At 62.5% G+C, this 24967-nt stretch carries 26 protein-coding genes; 10 read left to right on the forward strand and 16 right to left on the reverse strand.

Annotation, left to right across the window (positions count from 1 at the left end):
- Positions 1-22: 22 nt before the first annotated feature.
- From H4V95_RS00880 to H4V95_RS00895, 4 genes are all read right to left on the reverse strand, one after another.
- On the reverse strand, positions 23-1654 hold the full coding sequence (locus H4V95_RS00880; RefSeq protein ID WP_209731228.1) for a ribonuclease J: 1632 nt from the start codon (positions 1652-1654) through the stop codon (positions 23-25).
- A gap of 47 nt (positions 1655-1701) precedes the next feature.
- Positions 1702-1938 carry a hypothetical protein gene (locus H4V95_RS00885; protein ID WP_196866939.1) on the reverse strand — a complete coding sequence of 79 codons (237 nt, stop codon included), beginning with the start codon at positions 1936-1938 and terminating at the stop codon, positions 1702-1704.
- 149 nt (positions 1939-2087) lie between these two features.
- Positions 2088-3914 carry an S-layer homology domain-containing protein gene (locus H4V95_RS00890; RefSeq protein WP_209728200.1) on the reverse strand — a complete coding sequence of 609 codons (1827 nt, stop codon included), beginning with the start codon at positions 3912-3914 and terminating at the stop codon, positions 2088-2090.
- Between the two features lie 211 nt (positions 3915-4125).
- Positions 4126-4443, reverse strand: a complete 318-nt coding sequence (locus H4V95_RS00895) for a hypothetical protein (protein ID WP_196866937.1) — start codon at positions 4441-4443, stop codon at positions 4126-4128.
- 225 nt (positions 4444-4668) lie between these two features.
- Here H4V95_RS00895 and H4V95_RS00900 point away from each other — a divergent pair, with 225 nt between their 5' ends.
- The gene (locus H4V95_RS00900; protein WP_312884080.1) at positions 4669-5526 is read left to right on the forward strand and encodes an alpha/beta hydrolase; all 858 of its coding nucleotides are present in this window, start codon (positions 4669-4671) and stop codon (positions 5524-5526) included.
- Between the two features lie 12 nt (positions 5527-5538).
- Here the strand turns inward: H4V95_RS00900 and H4V95_RS00905 are convergent, their stop codons facing one another.
- Complete coding sequence (locus H4V95_RS00905; protein WP_196866935.1) at positions 5539-6768, reverse strand: alpha-hydroxy acid oxidase; 1230 nt, start codon at positions 6766-6768, stop codon at positions 5539-5541.
- A gap of 142 nt (positions 6769-6910) precedes the next feature.
- Here H4V95_RS00905 and H4V95_RS00910 point away from each other — a divergent pair, with 142 nt between their 5' ends.
- Both H4V95_RS00910 and H4V95_RS00915 read left to right on the forward strand, forming a co-directional pair.
- The gene (locus H4V95_RS00910; RefSeq protein ID WP_209728204.1) at positions 6911-7606 is read left to right on the forward strand and encodes a FadR/GntR family transcriptional regulator; all 696 of its coding nucleotides are present in this window, start codon (positions 6911-6913) and stop codon (positions 7604-7606) included.
- A gap of 39 nt (positions 7607-7645) precedes the next feature.
- A complete protein-coding gene (locus tag H4V95_RS00915) occupies positions 7646-8161 on the forward strand; it encodes a mycothiol transferase (protein WP_312883896.1) in 516 nt (171 codons plus the stop codon).
- Between the two features lie 33 nt (positions 8162-8194).
- Here the strand turns inward: H4V95_RS00915 and H4V95_RS00920 are convergent, their stop codons facing one another.
- The 3 genes from H4V95_RS00920 to H4V95_RS00930 all read right to left on the reverse strand — a co-directional run bounded on the left by H4V95_RS00920 (position 8195) and on the right by H4V95_RS00930 (position 9888).
- The gene (locus H4V95_RS00920; protein ID WP_209728208.1) at positions 8195-8839 is read right to left on the reverse strand and encodes an alpha-ketoglutarate-dependent dioxygenase AlkB; all 645 of its coding nucleotides are present in this window, start codon (positions 8837-8839) and stop codon (positions 8195-8197) included.
- Positions 8840-8883: 44 nt separating this feature from the next.
- Positions 8884-9132 carry a hypothetical protein gene (locus H4V95_RS00925; protein ID WP_209728210.1) on the reverse strand — a complete coding sequence of 83 codons (249 nt, stop codon included), beginning with the start codon at positions 9130-9132 and terminating at the stop codon, positions 8884-8886.
- Between the two features lie 78 nt (positions 9133-9210).
- The gene (locus tag H4V95_RS00930; RefSeq protein ID WP_196866930.1) at positions 9211-9888 is read right to left on the reverse strand and encodes a phosphoribosyltransferase; all 678 of its coding nucleotides are present in this window, start codon (positions 9886-9888) and stop codon (positions 9211-9213) included.
- A 186-nt stretch (positions 9889-10074) separates the two neighbouring features.
- On the opposite strand from H4V95_RS00930, the gene H4V95_RS00935 reads away from it, so the two are divergent.
- Positions 10075-11199, forward strand: coding sequence for a Vms1/Ankzf1 family peptidyl-tRNA hydrolase (locus H4V95_RS00935; RefSeq protein WP_209728212.1), 1125 nt, complete (start codon positions 10075-10077; stop codon positions 11197-11199).
- A 101-nt stretch (positions 11200-11300) separates the two neighbouring features.
- Positions 11301-11630, forward strand: a complete 330-nt coding sequence (locus H4V95_RS00940; RefSeq protein ID WP_196866928.1) for a hypothetical protein — start codon at positions 11301-11303, stop codon at positions 11628-11630.
- A 47-nt stretch (positions 11631-11677) separates the two neighbouring features.
- Here the strand turns inward: H4V95_RS00940 and H4V95_RS00945 are convergent, their stop codons facing one another.
- The 5 genes from H4V95_RS00945 to H4V95_RS00965 form a co-directional block, all read right to left on the reverse strand.
- On the reverse strand, positions 11678-12100 hold the full coding sequence (locus tag H4V95_RS00945) for a DUF302 domain-containing protein (protein ID WP_209728215.1): 423 nt from the start codon (positions 12098-12100) through the stop codon (positions 11678-11680).
- Positions 12101-12136: 36 nt separating this feature from the next.
- On the reverse strand, positions 12137-13489 hold the full coding sequence (locus H4V95_RS00950) for an MBL fold metallo-hydrolase (RefSeq protein ID WP_209728217.1): 1353 nt from the start codon (positions 13487-13489) through the stop codon (positions 12137-12139).
- Positions 13490-13613: 124 nt separating this feature from the next.
- On the reverse strand, positions 13614-14501 hold the full coding sequence (locus tag H4V95_RS00955) for a sulfite exporter TauE/SafE family protein (protein ID WP_209728219.1): 888 nt from the start codon (positions 14499-14501) through the stop codon (positions 13614-13616).
- 41 nt (positions 14502-14542) lie between these two features.
- Positions 14543-14842 (reverse strand): rhodanese-like domain-containing protein, encoded by a 300-nt coding sequence (locus tag H4V95_RS00960; RefSeq protein ID WP_209728221.1) that lies wholly within the window; start codon positions 14840-14842, stop codon positions 14543-14545.
- A 91-nt stretch (positions 14843-14933) separates the two neighbouring features.
- A complete protein-coding gene (locus tag H4V95_RS00965; RefSeq protein WP_209728223.1) occupies positions 14934-15524 on the reverse strand; it encodes a rhodanese-like domain-containing protein in 591 nt (196 codons plus the stop codon).
- Between the two features lie 124 nt (positions 15525-15648).
- Between H4V95_RS00965 and H4V95_RS00970 the strand changes: the two genes are divergently transcribed.
- Complete coding sequence (locus tag H4V95_RS00970) at positions 15649-15903, forward strand: metal-sensitive transcriptional regulator (protein ID WP_209731229.1); 255 nt, start codon at positions 15649-15651, stop codon at positions 15901-15903.
- Positions 15904-15933: 30 nt separating this feature from the next.
- Here the strand turns inward: H4V95_RS00970 and H4V95_RS00975 are convergent, their stop codons facing one another.
- Together H4V95_RS00975 and H4V95_RS00980 are read right to left on the reverse strand one after the other, a co-directional pair.
- Entirely contained in the window at positions 15934-17232 is a 1299-nt protein-coding gene (locus tag H4V95_RS00975; protein WP_209728226.1) for an MFS transporter, read from the reverse strand.
- Positions 17233-17283: 51 nt separating this feature from the next.
- Positions 17284-18693: a rhodanese-like domain-containing protein gene (locus H4V95_RS00980; protein ID WP_209728228.1), complete on the reverse strand. Its 1410-nt coding sequence runs from the start codon at positions 18691-18693 to the stop codon at positions 17284-17286.
- Between the two features lie 1000 nt (positions 18694-19693).
- Here H4V95_RS00980 and H4V95_RS00985 point away from each other — a divergent pair.
- The 3 genes from H4V95_RS00985 to H4V95_RS18845 all read left to right on the forward strand — a co-directional run bounded on the left by H4V95_RS00985 (position 19694) and on the right by H4V95_RS18845 (position 22315).
- Positions 19694-20883 (forward strand): IS3 family transposase gene (locus H4V95_RS00985; RefSeq protein ID WP_209728230.1). Its coding sequence is split into 2 segments (ribosomal slippage): positions 19694-19940 and positions 19940-20883, totalling 1191 coding nucleotides; the frame shifts between segments, so codons are not numbered across the junction.
- Between the two features lie 80 nt (positions 20884-20963).
- Entirely contained in the window at positions 20964-21542 is a 579-nt protein-coding gene (locus tag H4V95_RS00990; protein WP_395939773.1) for a GAF and ANTAR domain-containing protein, read from the forward strand.
- A 242-nt stretch (positions 21543-21784) separates the two neighbouring features.
- On the forward strand, positions 21785-22315 hold the full coding sequence (locus H4V95_RS18845) for a response regulator transcription factor (RefSeq protein ID WP_395939774.1): 531 nt from the start codon (positions 21785-21787) through the stop codon (positions 22313-22315).
- Here H4V95_RS18845 and H4V95_RS01000 read toward each other — a convergent pair.
- Positions 22312-23708 (reverse strand): IS3 family transposase gene (locus H4V95_RS01000; protein ID WP_209728238.1). Its coding sequence is split into 2 segments (ribosomal slippage): positions 22312-23357 and positions 23357-23708, totalling 1398 coding nucleotides; the frame shifts between segments, so codons are not numbered across the junction. The genes H4V95_RS18845 and H4V95_RS01000 overlap by 4 nt on opposite strands.
- A gap of 87 nt (positions 23709-23795) precedes the next feature.
- Here H4V95_RS01000 and H4V95_RS18710 point away from each other — a divergent pair.
- Positions 23796-24266: a LuxR C-terminal-related transcriptional regulator gene (locus H4V95_RS18710; RefSeq protein ID WP_209728240.1), complete on the forward strand. Its 471-nt coding sequence runs from the start codon at positions 23796-23798 to the stop codon at positions 24264-24266.
- Positions 24267-24967 lie beyond the last annotated feature (701 nt).

Here is a 24967-nt window from a genome sequence, read left to right on the forward strand (position 1 = left end):
GCGGCGGGCATTCCTCAGGTAGTTAGGCGTCGACGACGATCGCGGTCACCACTGGCGTCCGGTTGTAGAACCGGCGCATCCAGGACGCAGTTGCCCGCTCGATGACCTCTTCAGGATCGTTGTTGCCGCCACCGCGGCGCCCACCCGGGTTGGACAGCGACTTCTCGATTGCCTCGGACGCCTTGTCGAGGTCGTCCTGGCTGCACTCGAAGCCCTTCGTGAAGAATTCGAGTGGTTCGGCCATTTCACCGGTCTTCGCATCAATGATGGCGAGCACGGTGACTGCGCCTTCCTCGGCGAGACGGCGCCGTTCCTCAAGGGTGTCCTCGGTGGTGTGGCCCACGCTGTCGCCGTCGACGAAGACCAGCCCGGCAGGGATCTTGCCCGAGATGGTTGCCTTGCCGTCGATCAGATCAATGGTGGTGCCGTCCTCAGCGAGAATCACATTCTTGGGGTCCACGCCGGTGGCGACGGCGATGGCCTCATTGGCCTTGAGGTGACGCCATTCTCCGTGCACCGGCATGACGTTGCGGGGCTTGACGATGTTGTAGCAGTAGGCCAGCTCGCCGGCACTCGCGTGACCGGAGACGTGCACCTTCGCGTTGCCCTTGTGGACCACGTTGGCGCCCAGCTGGGTGAGGGAGTTGATGACACCGTAGATGGCGTTCTCGTTGCCCGGGATCAGCGAACTGGCCAGCAGAACCGTGTCGCCTTGGCCAATGCGGATGGCGTGGTCGCCACCTGCCATGCGGGACAGCGCGGCCAGGGGCTCGCCCTGGGAGCCGGTGCAGATGAGGACCACCTTGTGGTCGTCTGCCTGCTGCAGTTTCTTGAAGTCCACAAGGATGCCGCGGGGGATGGTGAGGTAGCCCAGCTCGCGGGCAATGGTCATGTTGCGGACCATCGAGCGGCCCACGAAGGCCACCTTGCGGTGATGCCGGTGCGCGGTGTCGATGACCTGCTGGATCCGGTGGATGTGGCTGGCGAAGCTGGAAACGATGATCCGGCGCGGGGCGGTACGGAAGACCGTATCGATGGCCGGCAGCAGGTCCTTCTCCGAGGTGGTGAAGCCGGGAACGTCGGCGTTGGTGGAGTCAGTGAGGAACAAGTCGACGCCCTCGGTGCCCAGCCGGGCGAAACCCACGAGGTCGGTGATACGCCGGTCAAGGGGGAACTGGTCCATCTTGAAGTCGCCCGTGTGCAGCACCATTCCGGCGCTGGTGCGGATAGCTACCGCCAGGCTGTCGGGGATGGAGTGGTTGACGGCGAGGAATTCGAGGTCGAAAGGACCCATCGGTTTCCGGGCGCCTTCCTCAACCTGGATGGTCTTCGGGGTAATGCGGTGTTCCTTGAGCTTGGCCTTGATGAAGGCCAGGGTCAGGCGTGAACCGATCAGGGGGATGTCGGCCCGTTCCTTCAGGAGGTAGGGGATACCACCAATGTGGTCCTCGTGGCCGTGGGTCAGCACGACGCCGACAATGTCCTGGAGCCGGTCTCGGATGGCCGAAAAGTCGGGGAGGATCAGGTTGACGCCGGGATGCACTTCCTCGGGGAAAAGCACGCCGCAGTCAACGATCAGGAGTTTGCCGTTGAACTCGAACACGGTCATATTGCGGCCAATTTCGCCGAGCCCTCCGAGGGCGACAATGCGCATCGCGCCCCGCGCGAGGTTAGGAGGTGTGTTCAGGGTGGTCTTGTTGTTCACAGTATTAACTCGTTTTCGATGGGGGTGTGCGAGCTGCGGATAGCCGCAGGGTGGCCGTGACCGGCCGAAATCTGTTGTCCCTCATGGGCGCGGGCAACTTTGCCGCTTACCCGGTGGCGGGAGACTGCCGCCAGGTCGAAAGTGGTGGTCCGCTCGGCTGCCTGCAGTGTTGGCTGCGGGTTCAGCGGGCAGGAATACACATGGCCTGCCGGTAGTTCGAGGGAGAAGTCCACCTATTTACCTTACTGGAAGGTACGCTACCATGCCGTATTCCGGGCGGTCGGTGACCTGCAGCGGTTCAGCGCTGGCGGATGGGAAGCGTTAAACCCGCAAGGGCGGCAGGTGACCCTGCCGCCCTTGCGGAGTACTTCTGTCTAACGTGTTAGAGCTTGCAGCCGCCCAGCTGCTTCTGCACACCGTCAACGCGGTACACGAATGCGGCCATGGCTTCACGGGTGATGCCTTCCAGGGGGCGGAAGGTTCTGTCGTCGTATCCGGTGGACACTCCGGAATGCTTCATCCAGGAGATCTCCTTATAGAACTCCGCGCCCCGGGGAACGTCCGTGAAGGGTGCGGCCGTGGGGGCAGTGAATCCGGCCGCCCCGCCCAGGTTGCAGGCGTCAGCCGTGTACCGGTACAGGAACGCTGCCATCGCGTCGCGGTTGATGGACATCAGCGGCCGGTAGGTGCCGTCGCTCCACCCGGTGGCGAGTCCCACGGATTCCATCCAGGCGATTTCCTTGTAGTACTGGCTGTTGGTGGGCACGTCCTTGAACGGGCTCCGTGCCGGCGCAGTGAAGCGGGGGCTTCCGGCATGCCGGTAGATGAACGCTGCCATGGCGTCGCGGTTCATGGTGGCGAGGGGGCGGTAGGTGCCATCGGTGTAGCCGGTGGTGAGTCCCCGGGAATAGAGCCACTCAATCTCGCCGCGGAACCCGGAGGTTCCGATGTCCCAGAAGGGCCCGCCGACCTCGACGGTCACTGTGGCGGCGGTCGTGGATACGGAGTTGATCGTCACACGGGTGCCGGCTGCGGTGACGAAGGTGCTTCCTGGCTTCCAGGCGTGGTTGGCAGCGTAGTAACCGGGGAACGGCTTGGTGGAGGGCATGAGGATCAGTGAGGCGTTTGGGGCAGCTCCACCGAGCTGGGTGATCTTTACTCCGAAGTTGCCGTTGACTGCAAGCGCCTGGTCATAGCCGACCGGTGCCCGGTGCTCGAGGTAATACACCTCGCGGCTCACCGGATCGGTGAACTTGATTGCCCGGTTGGAGGCCGTTCCTGCCCAGGGCCTCAGGGTGTAGGTTTTGCGTCCGGAGGCAACCCCGGTGTTGCGGATTTCGTCGCCGCGACCGAACTTTCCGTAGTCCCAGAAGCTAGCGCTGATGACTGGGGTCTGGAACCACTGGGCGGAGCCCATCAGGTCCATCGTGTCGGCGTACTCGCGGATGTAGCAGGTCGGGTCAGTGAACCGGCCGTTGGTGACACCGGTGTCTGAGGCTCCGCTGCCACACTGCAGTGCGTCAGCATGCATGAGGCCGAGGACGTGCCCAAATTCGTGGGTGACCACGTTGGTGGTGAAGTTGCTCATTTGCGGCATCAGAACGCGGCCGCTGGTGCCATTGCTGCTCCAGCCGTAGCCGAGGATTCCGCCGGGGAGGGCCGAGGGGATGAAGACGACGAGGGCCGAGTAGGGGCTGTAGGTCCAGCGCAGCTCGCTGGTCACCTGGTTCATGATCTCGTTGTAGGACCAGGTGGATTTTGCCTTGGTCTTGTGTCCCGCTACCTGGGAGGTGACCGACATGGAGAGCCGGTTGTTGGACATTGCCTTCCAGTAGTTGCTCGAGACATTTACGGAGTTCACGGCGTTGGCCATTGAGATCTGACCGGCGTTGTCGGCAAGTTGCACCGTCACCAGCTTGACCTTGATAACGCCCTGACGCTGCATCGGTTCGAGGTTTGCGGGGACATCCTGGGGCTGAGCCGCTCCGCCCTCACCGAGCACTTCCTGAGGCTGACCACCGGTTTCGAAGTCGTAGCCGGGCTCGTAGGTGTGAATGGAGCGCGGTGTGCCGTCATTCGGTTCAACAATTGCTTTGTCTTCCGGGGAGACCGGCGCCGCGATCGCTGGTGCGGCGGTCATGGTGGTGAAACTCGAGGCCAGCAGAATCAGGCCGGTGAGGGCCGCGGCGGATCGCGTGAAGACGCGCATATGTTTATTCCCTTACTCAACCGGGGCGAGAGACCTGACCGCTTTGCGGCAGATCCCGGGAGGTCCTACACAAAACAAGGTTCGGCACGAACGGGTACCGAACCTCTAAAAGGTCACCTCAAAAGCATAGATTTGTGATTGCGACGGGCACCGCCCAATTTGTCAAAGCCTTTCCGAAATACCCGAAGGATTACCGCAGGTTTTCCCTCGGTCAGGAAGCTTTGCCCGAAAACCACGATTCGGACTCGGGAGACGGTGGCAGGGCTGAGCCCCGTCTGGTGCCGAGGGAGGTGACGACGGCGCCGGTTGGGCGTGGCCGGGTCAGCAGCATCCGGAGGATGGCCAGCAGAAAAATCGGGAAGGAGACAAGGATCGCAACGGCCAGCGCATACATGGCCAGGAGGGCGTAAACGGGCGATCCGAAGAGGTTGGTGATGAAAAAGCCGCTCCCCAGCCAGGCCCACAGCCAGAACACCAGGACTGCGTAAACCAGTGCGCGGGCACGGCGGTACTGCAACGGATAATGCATCCGCCGGCTCCATTCGGTTGTCCCCAGTTGTGATTGAAACGCGCTTCAAGGGGCGGTTTCAAGACTGATACTAGACCCAAAACGGGTGTCCGCAAGTTTTGTGGTTGACAATAGAACGTGGGCAGAAATAAAGCGGAAAGAATTCGCGTCGATCGTGTGTATAGCGGAGATCTTTGGACCCGGGTTAGCTCCGTCGGCACCCGCGGGGATCGTCCGTTCGTCCTGGTGTGCGGCATTGGAGTGTCTTCCCACTACTTCGAACAGTTGGCGCCCCATCTGGAACAGTTTGGACCCGTGTATGCGCTGGATCTGCCGGGATTCGGGGGCGTGCCCCACAACGGGAGTGGCCTGTCGATGAGCGAGTACGCCGACCTTCTCGGCGACGTCATCGACTCCCTGGACGCTCCTGATCCGGTAGTGGTGGGCCACTCAATGGGAACCCAGGTGGTTGCCGATTTGGCCTCCCGCCGGCCCGGGCTGAGCACCATCGTCCTGATCAGCCCGGTGGTCGACGCCGACCACCGGAACCTACCCGCCCAGGCGTGGCGGTTCGCTACGTCCAGCTGGCGTGAACCTTTTCGCGTGAAGGTGCTTGCGGTGACCGCCTACCTGTTCTGCGGTTTCAACTGGTTCTTTCGGGTGCTGCCCAACATGCTGGCCTACCGGATCGAGGATGCGGCAGCCAGGATCCAGGCCGATACCCTCCTGATCCGCGGACAGTACGACGACGTCTGCCCGCCGGAGTGGATTGCAGCCCTCTCCGACCGGCTCCCGAGCTCGAGCGCGTTCGAGGTGGAGGGTGCGGCGCACTCGGTCATGCACGCGCATGCCCGTGAAGTGGCGCGCCTCTGCGTCGATCATGCCGGCCGCGGGTCAGCGGGCGACGACGGCGGCATCGACCGGATCCCGGAACTCCCGGATGAAGGGGTGGAGGTTGATCCGCAGGACGTTCTGGAGATCGTTACCGAGGAGATCAAGGGCGCGGCCACCGAGGTGAGGGGGAACGCCACGAATAGCGACGCCCTGGTGGAAGAGGGGAGGAACCGGCAGGCCGATGCCCGACGCGCACTACGGGGAGATTAGTCCACTGTGTTGCTAGAGCAGTCGCACATGGTCCGGGTTCAGGTCCTCCACCCGGTTCACGCCGAGTAGCTGCATGGTCCTGGCGGTCTCCTTGCTGAGAATCTCGATGGCGCGGTCCACACCGGCCCGCCCGCCGGCCATCAGCCCGTACAGGTAGGCCCGCCCGATCAGGGTGAAGTCCGCGCCGAGAGCCATTGCCGCCACGATGTCGCCGCCACTCATGATCCCGGTATCCAGCATGATGGTGGTCTTGCCCTTGAGCGCCGCAGCTACGTCCGGGACCAGATGCAGGGGGATTGGGGCGCGGTCGAGTTGCCGGCCCCCATGGTTGGACAGCACCAGTCCGTCCACGCCGTGGTCGACGGCCTTCTTCGCGTCGTCGACGGTCTGGATGCCCTTCACCACCAGGTTGCCCTTCCAGACGTCGCGGAGCCAGTCGAGGTCCTCGTAGGTCAGGGTGGGGTCGAACATGGAATTGATCAGGTCTGCCACCGTGCCGGAGTACCGGGACAGCGACGCGAAGGCCAGCGGTTCGTGCGTCAGGAAGTTGAACCACCAGGCCGGGCGGTAGGACGCGTCCAGGACGGTCTTCGCGGTCAGCGCAGGCGGGATGGTGAGGCCATTGCGTACATCCCGCAGCCGTGACCCGGCGACAGCGGTGTCGACGGTGACCATCAGGGTGTCGTTGCCGGCCCTGGCAGCCCGGTCGATGAGTTCCATCGACCGATCCCGGTCGGTCCAGAGGTAGAGCTGGAACCAGTTCCGCCCGTGGGGGGCGGCCGCTGCGACATCCTCGATGGAAGCGGTGCCCATGGTGGACAGCGTGTAGGGGATCCCTGCGGCCTCGGCCGCCTGCGATCCGGCGTACTCGCCCTCTGACTGCATCATCCGGGTGAAACCGGTGGGGGCAATTCCAAACGGCTGGGAGGATTGTTTGCCCAGCACCGACACGGAGGAATCGACGGTCTCGACGTTGCGGAGGATGCCTGGACGGAACTCCAGATCCAGGAAGGCGCCGCGCGCCCGGCGCAGGGTGATCTCAGCTTCGGCCGCGCCGTCCGTGTAGTCGAAGGGGGCGGTGGGAGTTCGCCTCTTCGCCTGATCCCGCAGGTCCCAGATGGTACTAGCCCGCTTCAGCCGCGCTGCGGAGCCCAGCTCCGGCTTTCTGAACTGCATCAGGGGCGCCAGGTCACCGACCTTCGGGAAGCGTCGCTTGAGTGCTGGAGGAATCTGGGACGGCATGCTGACCTCGCTCTAATCCGGTGTGGTAGGACCACAGGGCGTGAGGTTGACCCTACCGTCCTCAGGATTGACCGCGCAACCCTTGCAGCGCTTTGTGCGGACTTTCCTCGTGTGTGGTCGGACCACTGAGTACGATGGGTGGATGCGCAACCATGAGCTGGTCCTATCCTGGATCGAAGCGGAGCTCGCTGCCGGCCGCCTGGCCGTTGGCCAGCGTCTACCCGGCGAGCGGGCTGTCGCAGAGCAGCTGAATGTCTCCCGCGCCTCGGCGCGGGAAGGCATCCGCGTCCTCGAAGCGATGGGGGTGGTCCGCGCGGGGGTGGGATCCGGTCCGGGCGCAGGGACGGTGATCACCGCGAACCCTGCACTGGCCCTCGGCTCAGCCCTACGCTTCCACGTCGCCAGCTCCCACCTTCCGGTGGAGGATATCGTCCAGACCAGACTGTTGCTCGAAACGTGGGCCGCCGGCCACGCCCGCGCCGCAGCGCCCTCGATGGCAACCGCCGCGGCACTACTCGACGAAATGGACGCCCCGGGTCTGGCTGCCGCCGAGTTCCTGCGGCTCGACGCGCTCTTCCATGTGGCGCTCGCCGAGGCTGCGGGAAACGTGCTGATCGGGGCGATGATGTCCTCGCTCCGGGGGTCGATCGAAACCTACACCCAGCAACTCACCAGCCGCCTCCCGGATTGGAACACCACCGCCGCGCGTCTCAGGTCGGAGCATCGGGCCATTCATCAGGCGATCCGCGGGGACGACGACGGCGCCAGACTCGGTGGCGACCCGGCAGCCCTGATTGCCGCGCACATCGAAGGGTTCTACCGCGAGGCCGGCTTATAGTCTGGATCGAACCCGAAGCCTATGAAGGAGGCAGGAGCTGTGACTTCAACGGAAATCCTCGAGGAGGCGTTCGGAAGGATGCCGGACGCCATTCGCCGAGCGGTCAGCGGCCTGGACGCCGACCAGCTCACGGTGCGTCCCACTGCCACCGGTAACGGCAAGGGAAACTCGGTCGCCTGGCTGATCTGGCACCTCACCCGGGTCCAGGACAACCACATTGCCGACGCCGCCCACCTCCCGGAACTGTGGCTGAGGGAGGGGTGGGCGGAGCGGTTCGGCCTGGACCTGGATCCTGCCGACACCGGTTACGGTCATTCCTCGTCACAGGTGGAGAAGGTCCGCCCCGCTTCTGCGGAGCTCCTGGTGGAGTACTACGACGCCGTCCACTCCCACACGCTGGAATACATCGCTGGCCTTGGCGAAGTGGATCTGGACCGCATCGTTGATGCGTCCTGGGACCCACCCGTCACCTTACGGGTGCGACTGGTCAGCGTGATGGAAGACTGCATGCAGCACGCTGGGCAGGCGGCGTACGTGCGCGGCCTGCTGATCTAGCCAGGACGCCGGGAAGACGAACAGCCCTCCGGCCTACGACAGACCCGTCTCGCGCAGTGTCAGATTCAACCGGCCCTTCAGCCCTAGCGCTGGATCCGCCGTTCCCGGATAAGTCTTGGTCACGCCGTGGTAGGCAAGCCGGGAGGGCCCACCAAACACAAACAGGTCACCGGATTCGAGGGTGAGATCGGTCCAGGGCTTGTTCCTGGTTTCGGTGTTGCCGAAGCGGAAAATGCAGGAGTCGCCGATGCTCAGCGAAACCACCGGTGCGGATGCCACCTCATCCTTGTCCTGGTGCATGCCCATAGCGGCGCCGTCGTTGTAGAAATTGATCAGAGCGGCATCCGGGGCATAGTGGGCCGGGTCGCCGTACGCCGCGGCTACGGCGTCGCGACCCAGCTGGACCAGCCAATCGGGGAACTCGGCGACCTGTCCACCACCGGCGTCGTCGGCGGTCCTCGTGTACCGGTATGGCTGCCAGTGCCAGCCCAGACACACGGTCTTGACCGACATCATTGAGCCATTGGGCATCCGCGCGGCACGCATGGGGACAGGGCCCGTGGCCCACTTTCGGCAGGCATCGATCAGCTCCTGCTGCTGCTCCAGGCTGAGCCACCCTGGCAGGTGGACGGCGCCCGGCGAGGGCTCGCTGCGCTCCCGGGGCAGTAAGGATTCCATGCCCTTATTCTGGCCGAAATTGTTCCCTGAGGGGTGCAGGGTGTCTAGATGGTCCAGAAGGTGAAGTCGTCCTGGCTGAGTGCCAACCGTGAATCGGCGGTTTCATCGCGCATCCAGACGGTGCCGAGTCCGGGGGCGGTTTCCTCGACCAGCCCGCGGTAGAGCACGTCGGCCTGCATCCGCGCCTCGATCCGGTCCCCCCGTTTAAGGGCGCGCAGGCTGCGGATCCGGCTGCCGGTGCCGGGCGTGGGGTTGGTGCGGCAGGGGTCGGTCTTGATGCAGGTGGTGGGCATGCTGGGCCTCCAGGGGTTGAGCCGATGGTGCCAGCTCGTGCCAGCTATCTAGTTATGTCAACCGCACGCCAATCCCATCTATTCCCGCGGGCCGCCTTGTAGCAACCTGATGACCTCCTCGTCGGGCACCGGCTCAAAGTGCCGGTACGCCTGCCCCACCGACCCAAGTGACGGCGCATCCCACAGCCAGAACGTCCGGTCCGCCACCGTTTGAGTGTCGGCCAGGGACTGCCCCAGAAACACCGGGACGGCCACCATCAGCTGCTTGGGTTGCAGCTGCCGGACAGTCTCGACGGCCGCGCGGAGGGTCGCCCCGGTGGCGACGCCGTCGTCGACCAACACCACACTGCGGTCCTTCACCGTGGGCGGCAGCCGTTCCGAGCGGTACAGCAGGTCGCGGCGTGCCAGCTCGATCCGTTCGCGGGAGGCAGCCGCTTCGAAGATGGTGTTCCCATCGCCGGCCAGCCCTGCCAGTACCCCCTCGTTCCGGACGGTGCTGCGGTTGCCGCCGATGGCGGCCACGGCGCCCATCGCGAGTTCGGCGAAACCGGGCACCCCCACCTTGCGGACCAGAACGACGTCGAGCTGGCACTGCAACACCCGGGCGATTTCGGCCGCGACAGGCACCCCGCCGCGGGGAAGACCCAGTACCAAAAGATCCGGGATTCCGGCCAGCGCGTGCAGCTCGCGGGCGAGTTGGCGGCCGGCGTCCTGCCTGTCGTGGAACCTGCGGGGAGCTGTCGATGTAATTCGCATCTTCTGGGCCTATTCATCGTCGGCGATGAGTGGTAAACCGAATGCAACCCTACATTTCCGGTCCGACGAAAGTCGATCATCTCAAGGAACCAGGAGGCCCGCCATGAATGAGCGGGGCACCGCAGGAGAACGAGCCAGAGCGTCGCGACCCCGCTGTTGCGAACGCCGGACGATGGGGGAGACGACGTGAGCAGCGCACTGCACACGCACGCCGGCCTTTATAGGCGGCCCGGACCGTGGGTCACCGTCTACACCGACGCCAGTACGGGCGCTGGTGATTCCCTGCACGCCGATGACGCCCGCCCCGAACTGATCGCGGGAACGCTGTACCGGGCGGGCGCGGACAAGGCAGACCTCAAGGCGATTCGGGTGGCCCTGACCCGGTCCGCGAAGGGTTTGCCCGATCCGGTGGCGCGGTTCCTCCTGGTCAACGACGGTGAGGTCGAGTTCGACGAGTTTCTCCCCGGCGAGCTGGTGATGCCGCAGGTGATCGACGTCGGCCCGGTCCCCAACCTGGTGCCCCTGGTGCATCACCGCCCGGATGCGTTCGCCTACGTGGTGGCGGAGGCGGGGCGCGACGGTGGGGTCATCCATCTGCATCACGCCAACATGGCGGACGACGTGAGTACCGAAGTGGAAGGCTCCACCGAGAACCTCAAGAAGATTCCGGGTGGCGGGGCATCGCAGGGCGGATACCTCCACCGCACAGAGAACATTTGGCGGGCCAACGCCGCAGAGCTGGCGGGCGAGATTGACCGGGTGGTCCGCAACTGCCGGGCGCGACTGTTGATTATTGCCGGGGATATCCGGGCGCGGAATCTGGTCGCCGAACACCTATCCGAGGCAAGCAAAGCCATCCTGTCGGTGATCGAAAGTCACACCCGCACCGACGGGGCGGACCGTGACGCTTTCGCACGGCAGGTCGCCGAACGGGTAGCGGCCAGTATCGACGCGGAGCAACAGCGGTTGTTGGAGCGGTTGGACAGCCAGCTGGGCCGCGACCACCCGGAGTCCGCAGTGGGCCTCGGTGCGGTGGTGCACGCCCTGCAGCGAGCCCAGGTGGGAACACTGTTGCTGGAGCGGGCGGCGTGGGGCGAGCAGCGGCTCCTGGCGCTCGCGGCCGAGCCGTGGCTTGCAGCATCGACGAACGAGACGGCCGGCACCCGCCTGGTCGGGACGATCACGGCGCCCTCGGCCCTGCTCCGGGCCGCGGCTCTCACCGACGCTCACGTGGTGCTGTTCCCGCCGGGTGCGCTGGACCCGCACCGGATCGCGGCTCTGCTGCGTTGGCCGAACGGATCCTCGACCTAGCGCACTCCCACGCGGCCCACCTCTTCCTCTCCCCCAATTGTGTCGGTGCCCTGTGCAATGCTGTGGGAATGAGTATGGGGGCGGTTGCCAAGAGGTTCGTCATGAGTTTTGAGCCGGATTTCAACAGGATCAGGTGGGCTCCGGGTGTGACCATTACCGGTGGCGATGTGCGCGAGACCATTGGAGCTGTCGAAGCGGTTTCCGGCGCTGGGAGACGGCCACTCCTGGTTCACACTGGTTCCGTCGAACGGATCACACGGGAGGCCCGCGAGCTCCTGATCGAAGATACGTGTTCGTCGAAGACAGCGGTGCTGGGGATGGATCAGGTGAGTATGGTCATGACCGCTTTTGCCTACACCTCGGCAACTCCCACCCAGTTTTTCACCGACGAGGCAGAAGCCATCGCATGGCTTCTGGAGCCATCCCCATAAGGCACGCCGGCAGATACTTCGACGGACAATCGGCGACAGTGAAGCTATCAGGATCCGGGTGATTTTTCGGTGATGGTGTGGAGGGCTCGTTTGAGTCGGTTGTCGGCATCGTTTGCGACGTCGCGGGTCGCTTCGGTGTCGCTGAGCTGGACCATGGTTTGGGGGTCGATGGTTTCTATGGTTGTTTCAGTGGCTTCAGGTGCACGTCGTACCACGACGTTGCAGGGCAGCAGGGCGCCGAGTTGCGGTTCCCCGGTGATCCCGCGTTGGGCCAGCTGAGGGTTGCAGGCACCGAGGATGATGTAGTCACCAATGTCATCTCCAGCCTTCTGGCCAAGCTTCTTTGTGAAGGTGGCACGGACATCTATCTCGGTGAGGACACCGAAGCCCTCTTGCGCGAGTGCTTCGCGGGTGCGTTCGACGGCGTCTTGCCAGGGGAGGCTGGAGGTGATGGTGTGCGTGTAGGCCATGAGATTCTCCTAATTGTCTGAGGTGAGCGTTGTGCGTCAGTGGTCCATGGGCAGGCCGGCGTCATCGGCGTCGTCGAACATGCCGTCGATGTGTACGACGTCTTTGCCTGCTCGTTGCAGCAGGCTCGCAGCAACTGATGCCCGGTAGCCGGACCCGCAGTGAACCCATAATTTCTGATCGGGCACTTCGTCCAGGCGCTGCAGCAACTCATGGAGGGGAAGGTTGACGGCCCCTTCAATATGCTGTGTTTCGTATTCGTCGGAGCGACGGACATCGAGCACGACGTCGTGTGGGCCGCGGTTGGAGCGGAGATCCTCCCACCCGACGCTCGGATATGAGCTTCGTGCGGATTGCGGTGAAAGACCAGTCGGGTTGGAGCCGAGGGCGACGTCGGGTTGGTCAATGCCGATGCGGGAGAGATCACGGATTGCGCTTTCGACGTCATGGCGCTCACCGACGAGGGTGAATTGTTGCCCCCAGGGCAGGACCCAGCCGACGAAGGTAGTGAAGTTGGTCCCGTCGTCGTACTCGAAGCTGACGCTGCCGCGCAGATGGTCACGGGCGAAAGCGACCCTGTTCCGAAGATCGATCACCCATTCGCCCTGGCCAAGCCTGTCGGCCAGTTGCTCTGCGTCCAGAGGCTGGGGCAGGTCAAGTTTCGCCGGTCCGGGGCCTGCAGCGTTCGCCGGTCCCATATGGGCGTAGTAGGACGGGTAGGCGCTGAGATTGTCAATCAGTTCTTGGACGAAGTGGTCCTCGTCCTGGTCTGTCAACGCGTGGTTGCTCCGAGTTTGTTCACCAATTGTTGAGAAGTCGGCCCCGCTGGCTGGGCCTGAGGAGCAAAAAGATCCGAAACCGTGGGTGGGGTAGAGGCCAGCATCAGGGGTGGTTTCTTCGACCAGGCGACGGACCGAAGCGTATTGGGCGTGAGTCAGGGGTAAAGTGTCGTCGCTGCTGATGAGGTCGGTGCGCCCCACTGACCCATAGAGAAGGCTTCCGCCGGAAAAGACCAGCTGCTGGCCCGCTTCTTCAACGAGGTAGGACAGGTGGTGGTGGGTATGCCCGGGGGTGGCAACGGCCCGTAGTGTCATCCGTCCGATCCGGACGGTTTCTCCGTCGGAGATCGGCGTCCGGTCAAACGCGACCTGGTCGGCAGCGTTCACCAGGTACACAGCCTGATGGTCTTTAGCTAACTGCAATCCGCCGGAGACGTAATCGTTGTGAATATGGGTTTCCGCCACGTGGGTGAGCTGCACCCCTGCGTTAGCTGCTTCCTTTTCGACCCGGTCGGTGTCACGTTGCGGGTCGATCACGAGGGCCACCTGGCCGTCGTGGACGAGGTAGCTGCGGTCCCCCAGTGGCGGGGTTTCGATCGTGATGACGTCCATGTGAATTCCTCCTTGAATGCGATGGCCGTTGCACAATACCGTACCCGTGGCCCTCGCCTGTGGATAGCACCTGCGCTTGCGGGTGCGAGCCTCGTGGGCAGTGGTTGCTGATGCGTTGGCGCGGTCAGGTAGGTGTTTCAGCAACATTGCTCGAGCTTACGGAGGAGCGCAGCGGGCAACGCGGTAGGAAGAACCAGCAGGCTGCGGCTGCGGCCGCGAGGATGCCGGCGGTGACCGCCAGCCCGGCGCCCCAGGGGGTGGGGAGTTCCTGGACAAGGACGAACACACCCATGAACAGAACGAAGATTCCGAAGCCCTTCCGGAGCGCTGCTTCCGGGATCCGGCCGGTCAGTCGGGACCCTATCAGCGATCCCACGACGGCGGCGGCTGTGACGGCCGCGACGAGGCCCCAATCGAGAGTGACCGTGGTCAGGTAGCCGGCAAGTCCGGCGAAAGACTTCATGGCGATCACCACGAGGGAGGTTCCCACGGCGATGGGCATGGACAGCCCGCCGAGAAGGGCCAGGGCGGGGACAACGAGGAAGCCGCCACCTGCACCGACAAGCCCGGTGACCAAGCCGACGATCAGGCCCTCAATGACGACCTTTAGAATGGGGAGCTCACCGTCATGAGGTGTGGCGGTCTTGTTCTTCCTGCCGCGGATCATGGCAATGGACGTGGCCACCATCATGAGGGCGAAGGCGATCATGAGGATGGTTCCCGGGATGCGCCCGCCGAGGAGCCCGCCGGCGAAGGCGCCCGCCATTCCGGCGGCACCGAAGACGAGGCCGGTGCGCCATTTCACCCGCTTCTTGCGGGCATGGTCGATGGCGCTGACCGCGGAGGTCACGCCGACCACGAAGAGTGAGGCGGCGATCGCTTCCTTGGGGTCAAGCCCGGCGACGTAGGTCAGGATCGGTACGGTCAGGATGGATCCGCCTCCGCCGAGCAGACCGAGCGAAAGACCGATAACTACTGACAGCAGTACGGTAGCGAGCAGAGTAATGCTCATGGGGTGTGTCCTTTTCAGGCAGGGAGGCCGGTTAGTGCTGGTTAGCGGGTGATTGGCAGTCCTGCATCGTGCCAGTCGAGCATTCCGCCGCCCATGGTGTCCGCGGTGTAGCCGGCGGTGCTGAGGGCTTCTGCGGCCCGGGCGCTGCGGTTGCCGCTGCGGCAAACGACGATGACCGGGCGTGTTTTGTCCAGTTCGTCCAGGCGGGACATTAGTTGCCCCATGGGGATGTGCAGGGCGCCGGGGATCATGCCCTCGGCGATCTCGAACTCTTCGCGGACGTCAAGGATCTGGTCCTGATCCCTGCGGGCGTTTGCGTCGTGAATGGTGACTTCGGCCATGGTGATTCCTTTTCTTGTGTCGACCGGGGCTCGGTGTTGGCTGACCGTGTGCCCTGCCCGATGGGGGCCGGGCAGGGCACACGGAGTCTTGTTAGTTGCCGACGGGGATCTGGTTGATCGCGGTGGCAGCTGTCGGTTCGCTGGCTGTTTTGTTCCACGGCATTTTCGACAGGGCGTTGCCCATGGCGCAGGTGTTGGTCGCTGCTGAGAACGTCAGCCCGGTACCGATTGCCCCGGCCAGCAGGCGAAGCTTTGGTGAAACGAGTTTGCCGGCCAGCAGACCGGCGATCACCAGGGATCCGGCGGTCAGACGCACCTGACGCTCGAGGTCCCAGCGCTGGGCGCCGCGGACAACGTCCCCGCCTGCGGCGGCGAAGCCGGGCACTCCTCCGGTGAGGATCACTGCGGTATCGATCCCGGCGCCACCTAGTCGCTGGCGTGCCTGCTCGGAGCGGACACCGGACTGGCAGACCAGTGCAACCCGCTGTCCCAACCGTTCGGCCAGCTGATCGGCGTGCTCGGAGAGCAGGGGAAGCGGAACGTTGTAGGAGCCACGGATATGCATGGTCTCGAACTCTGCGGCAGAGCGGACATCCATGATGATCAGGTCTTCATGCTGGCTGATCCAGTCACGCAGGGTTTCAGGATCGAGGGTGGTCACGGTGGAGGTATCGGAAGTCAAAGATTTCCCTTTTCATATATTTTGAACGGTCGGCTTCAATAATGCCACATACCCCCTGGGGTATGCAATAAACCCTAGGGGGTATGAGGTGAAGGCGAGTATTTTCATCTCTCAGAAGGATTTCGTGCAGCTAGACACCACTGAACTCACGCCGGTGATCAACAGGCTCAAGCGCGCCTCTGGGCAGCTGGCCGCGGCGACCCGGCTGGAGGATGGTCGGGATTGCAAGGACGTCGTGACCCAGCTCGCGGCGGTCTCCAAGGCGCTGGACCGCGCCGGCTTCGCTATGATTTCCTCAGGGCTGGAGCAGTGCATGGCCGAAGGTGGCAACGCCATGGATAAAAAGGACCTCGAGAAGCTCTTTCTGGCGCTGGCCTGAGCCGCTCCTGACGTCGCCCAACGTCATTGGCTATTGTGTTCTCGGGTGGGTTTCGTACATGCGGGTAGCAACGATGAGTGCTGAGATGGCGCTGAGCGCCGCGGCGGCCCACACAGCGGCGTGCAGGCCCATGAGGTCTGCTATTACTCCGCCCACAACGGCGCCGAAGGCATAACCTAGATCCCGCCAGAGCCGGTAGATCCCTACCGCGCGTCCTCTCCAGGCCGGTGCGGCGACGTCCCCGATGGCTGCCAGCAGCGTCGGATACACCATAGCGGTGCCCGCCCCCAGCAGTATGGTGCCCGTTGCCCAGCCTTCGAACGTGTCGGCTATGGCAATGACCGCCAGTGCCACGGTCTGTAGGCCCATGCCGGCGGTGATGAGGTGTTTGCGCCCGTAGCGATCGGATAGTGCCCCGGTCAATAACTGGCCCACGCCCCAAACACCCGGGTAGAGGGCGAAGAGAAGCGAAATCTGTCTCAGCGATAGGTCCGCGGTGGCGAATAGGAGGGGGAACAAGCCCCAGGCAAGACCGAAGTTGAGGTTGTTGACGAGTCCGGCCTGGCTTGCCGAAGCCAGAGCCGGTTCGCGCCAGCTGCTCAGAGCAAAGACGTTCCAGCTGCTCGGTACGGGGGCTGCGTCCCTGGGTGAGGGGTGGCCCGCTGGGTGGTCTTGTTCGAGGGTGGCATGGCCACGGGTTTCCTTCACCAGCAAGGTCGAGAGCGTCAACCCTAGCGCCACGTAGGCTGCTCCGAGCAGGAATGGTGCTGGCCGTAAGCCATGAGCGGCGGCGAGCTGTCCGGCCAGCAACGACGTGACTGCGAGAGCACCATAGCCGGCGGCTTCATTTAGCCCCATGGCGAGCCCGCGCTTGTTGGGGCCGACCAGGTCTATCTTCATCACGACCGTCGTTGACCATGTCAGGCCCTGGTTGGTTCCGAGCAGGACATTCGCTGCCACTACCCAGCCCCAGTCCGGGGCGAAGATCAGCATCAGGGGGACCGGTACGGCGAAGAGCCAGCCAATGATGAGGACGGGTTTGCGTCCAACCCGGTCGACGAGGATCCCGGCGGCATAGTTGCTGGCAGCCTTGGTGATACCGAAGGCGGCGATATAGGTGAAGATGACCGTGTAGCCGGTCAAGCCAAAGTCTTCGGCGGCCAGCATCGGCAACACTGTCTGCTGCTGGCCGACCACACCTCCAACGAGTGCGTTCACCGCGACCAGCAAACTGAACTGCGCTGCGTTGGCCCTCAGCCCGAGTCTGGCCGTAGGTGCTGCGTGATGGTGGGTCACCGGGTCCTCCAGGAATCGTCGCGTTGCAGTCATGGCAATGGCCCGCCCAAAGGGCGGGCCATTGCTTGTCGGTTGCTCTGATGCTTAGCTGACGGGGGTTGATTCCTGAGAGGCGTTCCACGCTGCCCAGCCCGCGTAACTGCCGTCGAGTTCGACGACGTCGTACCCGGCCCGGCGCAGGGCGCTGGCCGCAACGGAGTTCCGCACCCCGCTCTGGCAGTACGTCACGATCGTGCCCTCGGAGGGGAGCTGGTCCTGGTGCCAAAGCACCCGGCCGGCGCTGAGCTGCCTAGAGCCCGGAATGTGACCGTCCGTGTGCTCGGTTTTGTTCCGCACATCGAGCAGCAACGTTGCCTCGAAGCTTCCGAGGTCGCTGGGGGCGATGACCTTCGGCGTGCTGGTAGGCAGCCCGTCAATATTCGGGGTGAAGCCTGCGACGTTGTCGATGCCGACCCGTACCAGGTGATCCGACATTTCCTGCGCTGTTTTCCGGTCCGGTGCCAGCAGGACCAATGGCCGGTTATCGGTTTCCGGGTCGTAAGCCCAAGCGCCGAAGCTGGCCATCTTGGTGCCGGCAGGGATGTTCAAAGCACCCGCGACCGTGCCCTGGTGCACCTGATCGTTCGATCGGGTGTCAACGAACGTGACGCGGTCCTCCGCCAGGTCACCGGCTAGGGCTTGGTTATCCAGTTGCGGCAGCTCACCGCGGGGACCCATGACTGCCGGGCCGAGGCGGTTCTGCCGCTTCATCCGCCCGAAGTAGGCGTGAGCGTCGGGCTGCCCGTCCAGCAGTTCGCGGACGAATCCATCTTCATCATTGGCTGCCAGGTAGGGTCCCCACCAGGCGTACAGACGCTCGTAGCCCACCGTCGTGGATGGAAGGGCACCCAGGGCCTTGCCGCAGGCGCTGCCCGAACCGTGGCCAGGGAACACCTGCACATGGTCGGGGAGTGTCAGGAATTTCTCACGGAGGCTGCTGAAAAGCTGCTTCGCGCCGAGGAAGCGGGTATCCACCCCGCCGGCAGCCTCATCCAGAAGGTCAGGGCGGCCAAGATCGCCCGAGAAGACGAAGTCCCCCGAGAGGAGGTAACCGGGCTGATCACTGAAAGCACCATCGGTAATCAGGAAAGCAAGGTGCTCCGGAGTGTGCCCGGGGGTATGTACGGCCTTGATCGTAATGTTCCCCGAGGTGATGGCACTGCCGTCGTAGAGCCGCTCGGCGTCGAAACCGTACTGCCAGTCGTCTCCACCCTCGCCTGAGACGTACATGGCCGCGCCGGTAGCCTCGGCCAGTTCCCGCGTACCGGAAAGGTAGTCGGCGTGGATGTGCGTCTCGGTAACAGCGACGATCTGCATTCCATTGGCCGCCGCCAACTCCTGGTAGGGGGCAATATCGCGGCGAGCATCCACCACGACCGCCTCGCCCTTGGCCTGGCAGCCAATGAAGTAGCTCGCCTGGGCAAGATCCTCGTCATAAATACGCTGAAGAAGCACAGTTTTCCTTCCAATAGTTTGAGTTCGATACCCGTGGGGGTATCGCTCTGGGATTAACGATAATACCCAAGGGGGTATCAACGCAAGCGCATGGCGGATTGCGCATAATACCCCCACGGGTATTATTGAAGGACTCTGACGTTCCCCCGAAAGGAAGCCCGATGTGCCGAGCAACCACATGTATGTATTGCCGCAAGACCACTTGGTCCGGATGCGGCAACCACATCGACGAGGTGATGCGACGTGTACCCGAGCGTGAACGTTGTACCTGCGCAAAGGCCAACGATCGAACGCCCACCACGAAAGAAGAGGGTGCCGGAGCGATGAACTGGCTTAGTCGGCTCTTTGGTCGTTCGGCATGACTCAGAGTGCTGTTCCTGCATCTAGCCGGACCAGGCCACGCACCTTTCCCACCCATGGCGTTTCAGCTGATGTGTCGGCGCGGTTTTATGCCTGGCAGGTGGTGCAGTGTGTTGGTCGAGCTCTTGGTTATAGTGGCGGGTTCACTTTGGCGGCGGTACTCTGAAGCCAACGCTGGCATTGGCCTCATCGTGAAGGCTTTCGCCGGTGTGGGTATGGTCTAGGGAACGAGTTCTTTCTCCGGCGGGACGCGGTTTTGCGAGTGTGAAGAGTGTCTGGATGAGTACCGGTGGTCAGGATGGCGCTGCTGCTATTCAGCGGAGGCGCTTGCGATGAGCTGCCCGAACTTCCTCAGCCCCCGTACAACAACGAGCTTGTCCGTGGTTCACCGGATCAAATAAATGGGCAAGGGTTTGCGGGCTGGCAGGTAAGAATCGAGGCGCGGATGTCCGGGGCGCAACAGTGGTCTAAGGGATCGGTGCATAGGGCTTTACTGGATCTGGTTTTGGATGCGGTGAGTCTTGATAGCTTTCTTGAGGGTCTTGCTCGGTTTTGTGCTGACGGACTCTGGACTGCTGTGGAGATTTAGGACAGTGAGCCCTCTTAAAATGGGGGTTCTACTGAAAGTGAGACCAGCAGCATGTCTGCATCAAGATCACGCCGTTCGTATACCCAGGACTTCAAGGATGATCTCTGCCGTGAAGTTATCAGCACGTCCAAGCCGGTGGTGGATGTGGCCAAGTCCTATGGCATTGGCGCCGAGACCCTGCGCCGTTGGTTGATCAAGTACCGGGAGACCCACAACAGTCCTGATGCCGCGGCGACCGGCGCCGAGCTGGCCAGGCTGAAGGTGCTTGAGAAGGAAAATCGGGAGCTGCTGGCGGAGAATCTTTTCTTGAAAAAAGCCAGCGCTTACTTCGCGAGGGAGCAGCGGTAGTGAGCAAGTTTGAATACATCGACTCCCAACGAAACGACCCGGCCGAGACCAATCCAGTGACGAAGATGTGCCTTTGGTTAGCCGTCTCAACCTCCGGGTTCTACAACTGGCTCAAGCGCCCTCAATCGGCCACAGCAGCCCGCAGGGACGTCCTTGCAGCCCTCATCAAGGGCTTCTTCGACGATTCCGACGGCACGTACGGGTACCGGCGTGTTCACGCCGACCTGGCCGCCGCTGGCATTGAGTGTTCGCCGGAGTTGGCGCGAAGAATTATGCGTGATGAAAATCTTATTGCCTGCCAGCCGCGCCCGTTCCGGAACACCACCGAAGCCGATGTCGAGGCTGCCGCGTTGATCCCGGATCTGGTCAAGCGAGACTTCACCGCCACCGAGCCCGGGGTGAAGTTCGTCGGGGACATCACCTACATCCACACGTGGCAGGGGTTCATTTATCTGGCGACCGTGATCGACTGTTATTCCAAACGTGTGGTCGGGTGGGCCATCGCCGACCACATGCGTGCCGAGCTCGTCGAAACCGCGTTGCGCAACGCCGCCGCCACGACCATGATCCGGCCCGGCGCTACCTGGCACTCAGATCGGGGCAGCGTCTATACCTCCGGCTCGTTCCGAACCCTTGTCAAGGACTTGGGCATGCGTTCTTCCATGGGCCGCACCGGGGTGTGCTGGGACAATGCCGCCGCGGAATCGTTTTTCTCAGCACTGAAAAACGAGCGAGTCCACCGCACGGTCTACGCCACAAAAGAGCAGGCCCGCAAGGACGTTATCCGCTACATTGAAGGGTTCTATAACAGCCGGCGGCGGCATTCCGCCCTCGATTACCAGTACCCCAACGATGTCCATTACAGTTACCAGCAGCCGCACCAGGCAGCGTAAGAGAAAACACTAACTCCGCTGTCCGAAATTCACGCAGCAGCCCACTCTCCTCTGGCGGGGAAGTCCTGTGCGGTATTACGGTGCTACGTCGCCACCGCGCGGTGACTGTGGCCAGCAGTGGAGATCGGGCGCAAAGAATCGATGAAGTGCAGTACGGGTTCGACGACGGCCCGTGTCTGACTGCTGCCCGGGATCAGATCACCGTAGTAGTCCCGGAAATGCGGGCGGAGAAGCGGTGGCTCGGGTATCCGGCGGTTCTGGTTGCTGAGGGAATCGGTTCAGTGGTTTCCGTGCCGTTCGTCATGGAAGGCAACACCAAAGCAGCGTTGAACGTGTACTCGGGTGAGTCGGGCCATTTCAGCAGCGCTGTCATCGACCTGATTGAGGAACATGTCCGCGATGCGTCGAAAGCACTACAACTGGCAGTAAAGGTAGCCCAACAGGTTGATACGGCGGAGCATCTCAAGGCGGCCCTTGAATCTCGTACCGTTATTGATCTGGCTCTAGGCATCACCATGGGACGGACCGGATGCACCCAGGATGAGGCTATCCAGCGATTGAAGAGCATCTCGCGGCAGCAGAACATGAAACTTCGAGCCCTGGCTACGCAAATTGTTGTTGCCAACGGAGGAACTACCAGCGCCCACTTCGTCATGTGAGCTTTTCATGATGCAACCGCTTGCGCGGGTTGGGGGTGGATAGGGTCTTAAGCCTCTGACGCTGAGGGGCGGCCGGTCCTAGGGTTTGAGTTGCCGGGATTTGTGTTGCGTGTGGACAGTCCCGGGCTGTGTTGGAGGGGGACTCTGGCGTGGTTCGTCTTCATTCTGGGGGGATGAAGACGGCTTCCTCAATGGATTACGGGCGGCTTCTTTGTCTCGAGCGTCGGGACGGATGAGATCTGATGGGCGGAGACCATAGCGGCACTTCAGGTAATAGATCGGCTGGTCCAGCACATAGCGCGGGTTCCGTGGGGGTTTTTGTCCTCGATGATCATGAGGTGATCCGTCGGGGTCTGCGTCTGTTGCTGGAATCCGATGGTGTGAGCGTAATGGGTGAGTCCAGTTCGGCGGCTGATGCAATCCGTCGTATCCCTGCGCTACACCCCGGGTTGGTCATCGTAGATGATGATTTACCCGACGGAACGGGTGCTGAGGTGTGTCGGGCTATCACGGTGGTGGATCCTGGCATCCGATGCGTGCTGCTGACCTCTGGCGCTGAGGAAGCCGTCCTCATCGATGCGGTCCTAGCTGGCGCGTGGGGGTGTCTGTCCAAGCAAGACGACAGTGCCGAACAGCTCCGCCTCATTAAGAGGGCCCTCGCCGGGCACACCGCTTACAGCAAACGATTCCAGGCGTCTTCTATTGCCGGACAATCACGCCCGGGTACGGTTCAAACGGAAGTTGTCAAGGTGAATGGGGCCAGTGGGAGTTAGGCGGCTGCTTCTGTCTGGGTTTCCTGGGATGGTTTGTTGATCCATGCCGCGCCGGGGACGGTGAGTATTTTTGGGTCCGTTTCGGTGCTGAATCGTTCGGGATTCTTCTGCCGTGCGGCGGCCAAAGTGATGGAGCGTTCGGTGGCCTTCGTCGCGGCAAGACCGTAGTGGACGTCTGCCGGGGTGTTTAGTCCGATTCCGGTATGGCGGTGGCTGTGGTTGTATCCTTCGACAAAAGTCGCCATGAAGGCCCTCGCATCGGCCAGGGAGCCGAATCGTTCAGGGAACACGGGAGCGAATTTCAAGGTCTTGAACCACGCCTCGCTGTAGGGGTTGTCATTGGATACGCGGGGCCTGGAGTGTGACCTGGTGACTTCCAGATCGGAGAGCAGTACAGCTACGGTCTTGGACGTCATAGAAGTCCCGCGGTCCGCGTGCACGATTTCCGGGATGCCGTGGATACCGAAGATTTCCTTCATCATCTCCACCGCCAACTCCCCGGATTCGTGGGCATGGACGTATGCGCCCACGATGTAGCGGGAGTAAATATCGAGCATCACGTAGGCATCGAAGTACTTACCCCTGACCGGGCCGGCAAGCTTGGTAATGTCCCAGCTGTAGACCTGCCCGGGGCCAGCCGCTGTCAATTCCGGAACGGTCCTGGGCGGATGGCGTGCCTGCCGGCGGCGCTCTTTGACCTGCTTATTCTCAGTCAATATCCGGTAGATCGTTGAGATTGAGCACAGGTAGGTCCCCTCGTCCAGCAGCTGCGCGTAGATCTGGACCGGGGCTAGATCCACGAAGCGGGCAGAGTTCACGGCAGCGAGGATACCGGCGCGTTCGTCCGGGTCGAGCTTGTTTGCCGGGACAGACACGGGCATCGGCCCGGCCTGCGGGATCCGCGGGCTGCGGGTTGCGGTCGCCCGCGGTATCCCGGCCAAGACCGCCGCTTCCCGCGTGGGGATATGCGCACCTGTGAGTTCGGCATAAACCCCCATCAGGGTTTCCTGTACCACTGCTGCTGCTCCTCGCTTTCGGAGATTTCCTCCAAAAGCTGCCGTGCTTTTCCCATGATGTCCAACGCTGCCCGAGTCCGTGCCAGCGTGCGTTCATTCACCTCCAGTTGCCGGCGTAGACGGGCGATTTCGGCCTGCTCAGCGGTAAGCTTGCCGATCTTCTCCCCGGGCTTCCTACCCTCGAGCACACCTGCATCACGGAGTTTGCGCCACTCAGTGATCTGGGAGGAATAGATGCCCTCACGACGAAGGTACGCCCCGCCTCCGGAGCCATCGTCACAGGCCTGTTGGTAAGCGGCCAGATGGGCTAGTTTCTGCGCCGGGGTAAACGACCTTCGAGGCCTTGGACCGCCGGCACGAGGGCCAGAATTACTCATGGACCCATCTTCCCGCACCCGGGAAATTGTGGAGATAGACATTGGTTCTGATCCTGATTCTCGCCCTACGAATTAGACGGACTTGCTATGAGCCACTGGCCTCAACTCACCCTGACACGTAGGGAAACGGGCGGGGAGCTGGTGAATCTTTCGAAGCAGGAGAAAACCGCTGCTTATGGCATGGGTAGAGGGTTGAGCAATTATCAGATTAGCCAGAGGATGAACCTTTCCGAAAAGACGGTGAAGAATATGGTGTCCTCGGTGCTGATGAAACTCGGCATGGAGCGAAGGTCTCAGGCTGCTGTGCTGATCAGTACTATATTGCAGCCTTGGGAGGACACTCAGTATGGCAACTACCGGTTTAGCCCGTTCCCTGATCGGATCGCCAAAGTAGTGGACGCATTGAGGGCCTGTACGAGCGAGGCTAATACCGTGCCGCCGACGAATGATGAACGGGCGCGGGACGCAGTCCGGTTAATCACCGCGCTTACCGCAGCCTTATCCTCGGTCCTGTTTCTGAAGTCCTCAACAGGGCCCGAAATCGTGCCCCGTTCCTGAGGTGACTTACCTATCAGCCCCGGAGACGTGTGAACCTCTGTAGCGTGCGGGTGACGTCATAAGCTATCAGTCCTTCTTCTCGTTTCTACTGACAGGTTCTCTTCGTCGGAGAGCAGTTTGCTCCCTGAACGTGGGGACGGGCCACGGGTCAAGTTCCGATCCGTGCCGGAGTTTCAGGCGTACCAGAACCATCCTGGAGGCTCCCAGTGTGCGGGCGGGTTATGGCCACTGAACTGTCCACATTTCATGCAGGTGTAATTCACGCTGCCAGGCCGGAGGCGCCCTGACGGGAGGATCTGAAACGGCACAAATTCTTCGTATTGCAAGAACTTGGCGGTTTCACAGGTGGTGCAGAAGGGTACTTGTGACGTGATGGGCGTGGGTTTCATAGCTGGTTCAGTCCCATTCTGTTGGTCAGGAACACTACACAATCCTGGAAAAGTAGAGGCTCACACCGGATCATGCGGTGACCCGGTCCCTTCAGCATGAATTCGCGGTTTCAAACGTGACAGAGACTAAAGTCCCTTGATCGTGGGGCGACAGATGGACATGAATATCCGAGTTGGTTCCAAGAATTTGGGTAGGCCGAGCGGCTTTGCACTGGTGACTTGTCTGAAGGTTATCCATGAACCATGTGACTAAGGTCTGATGGCCCTACCACTTAAAAGGGTAAGGCTGGATTGTTGGGGTTTGGGGAGTTC

This window comes from Arthrobacter sp. CAN_C5, assembly GCF_017875735.1.
Taxonomy (GTDB): domain Bacteria; phylum Actinomycetota; class Actinomycetes; order Actinomycetales; family Micrococcaceae; genus Arthrobacter_D.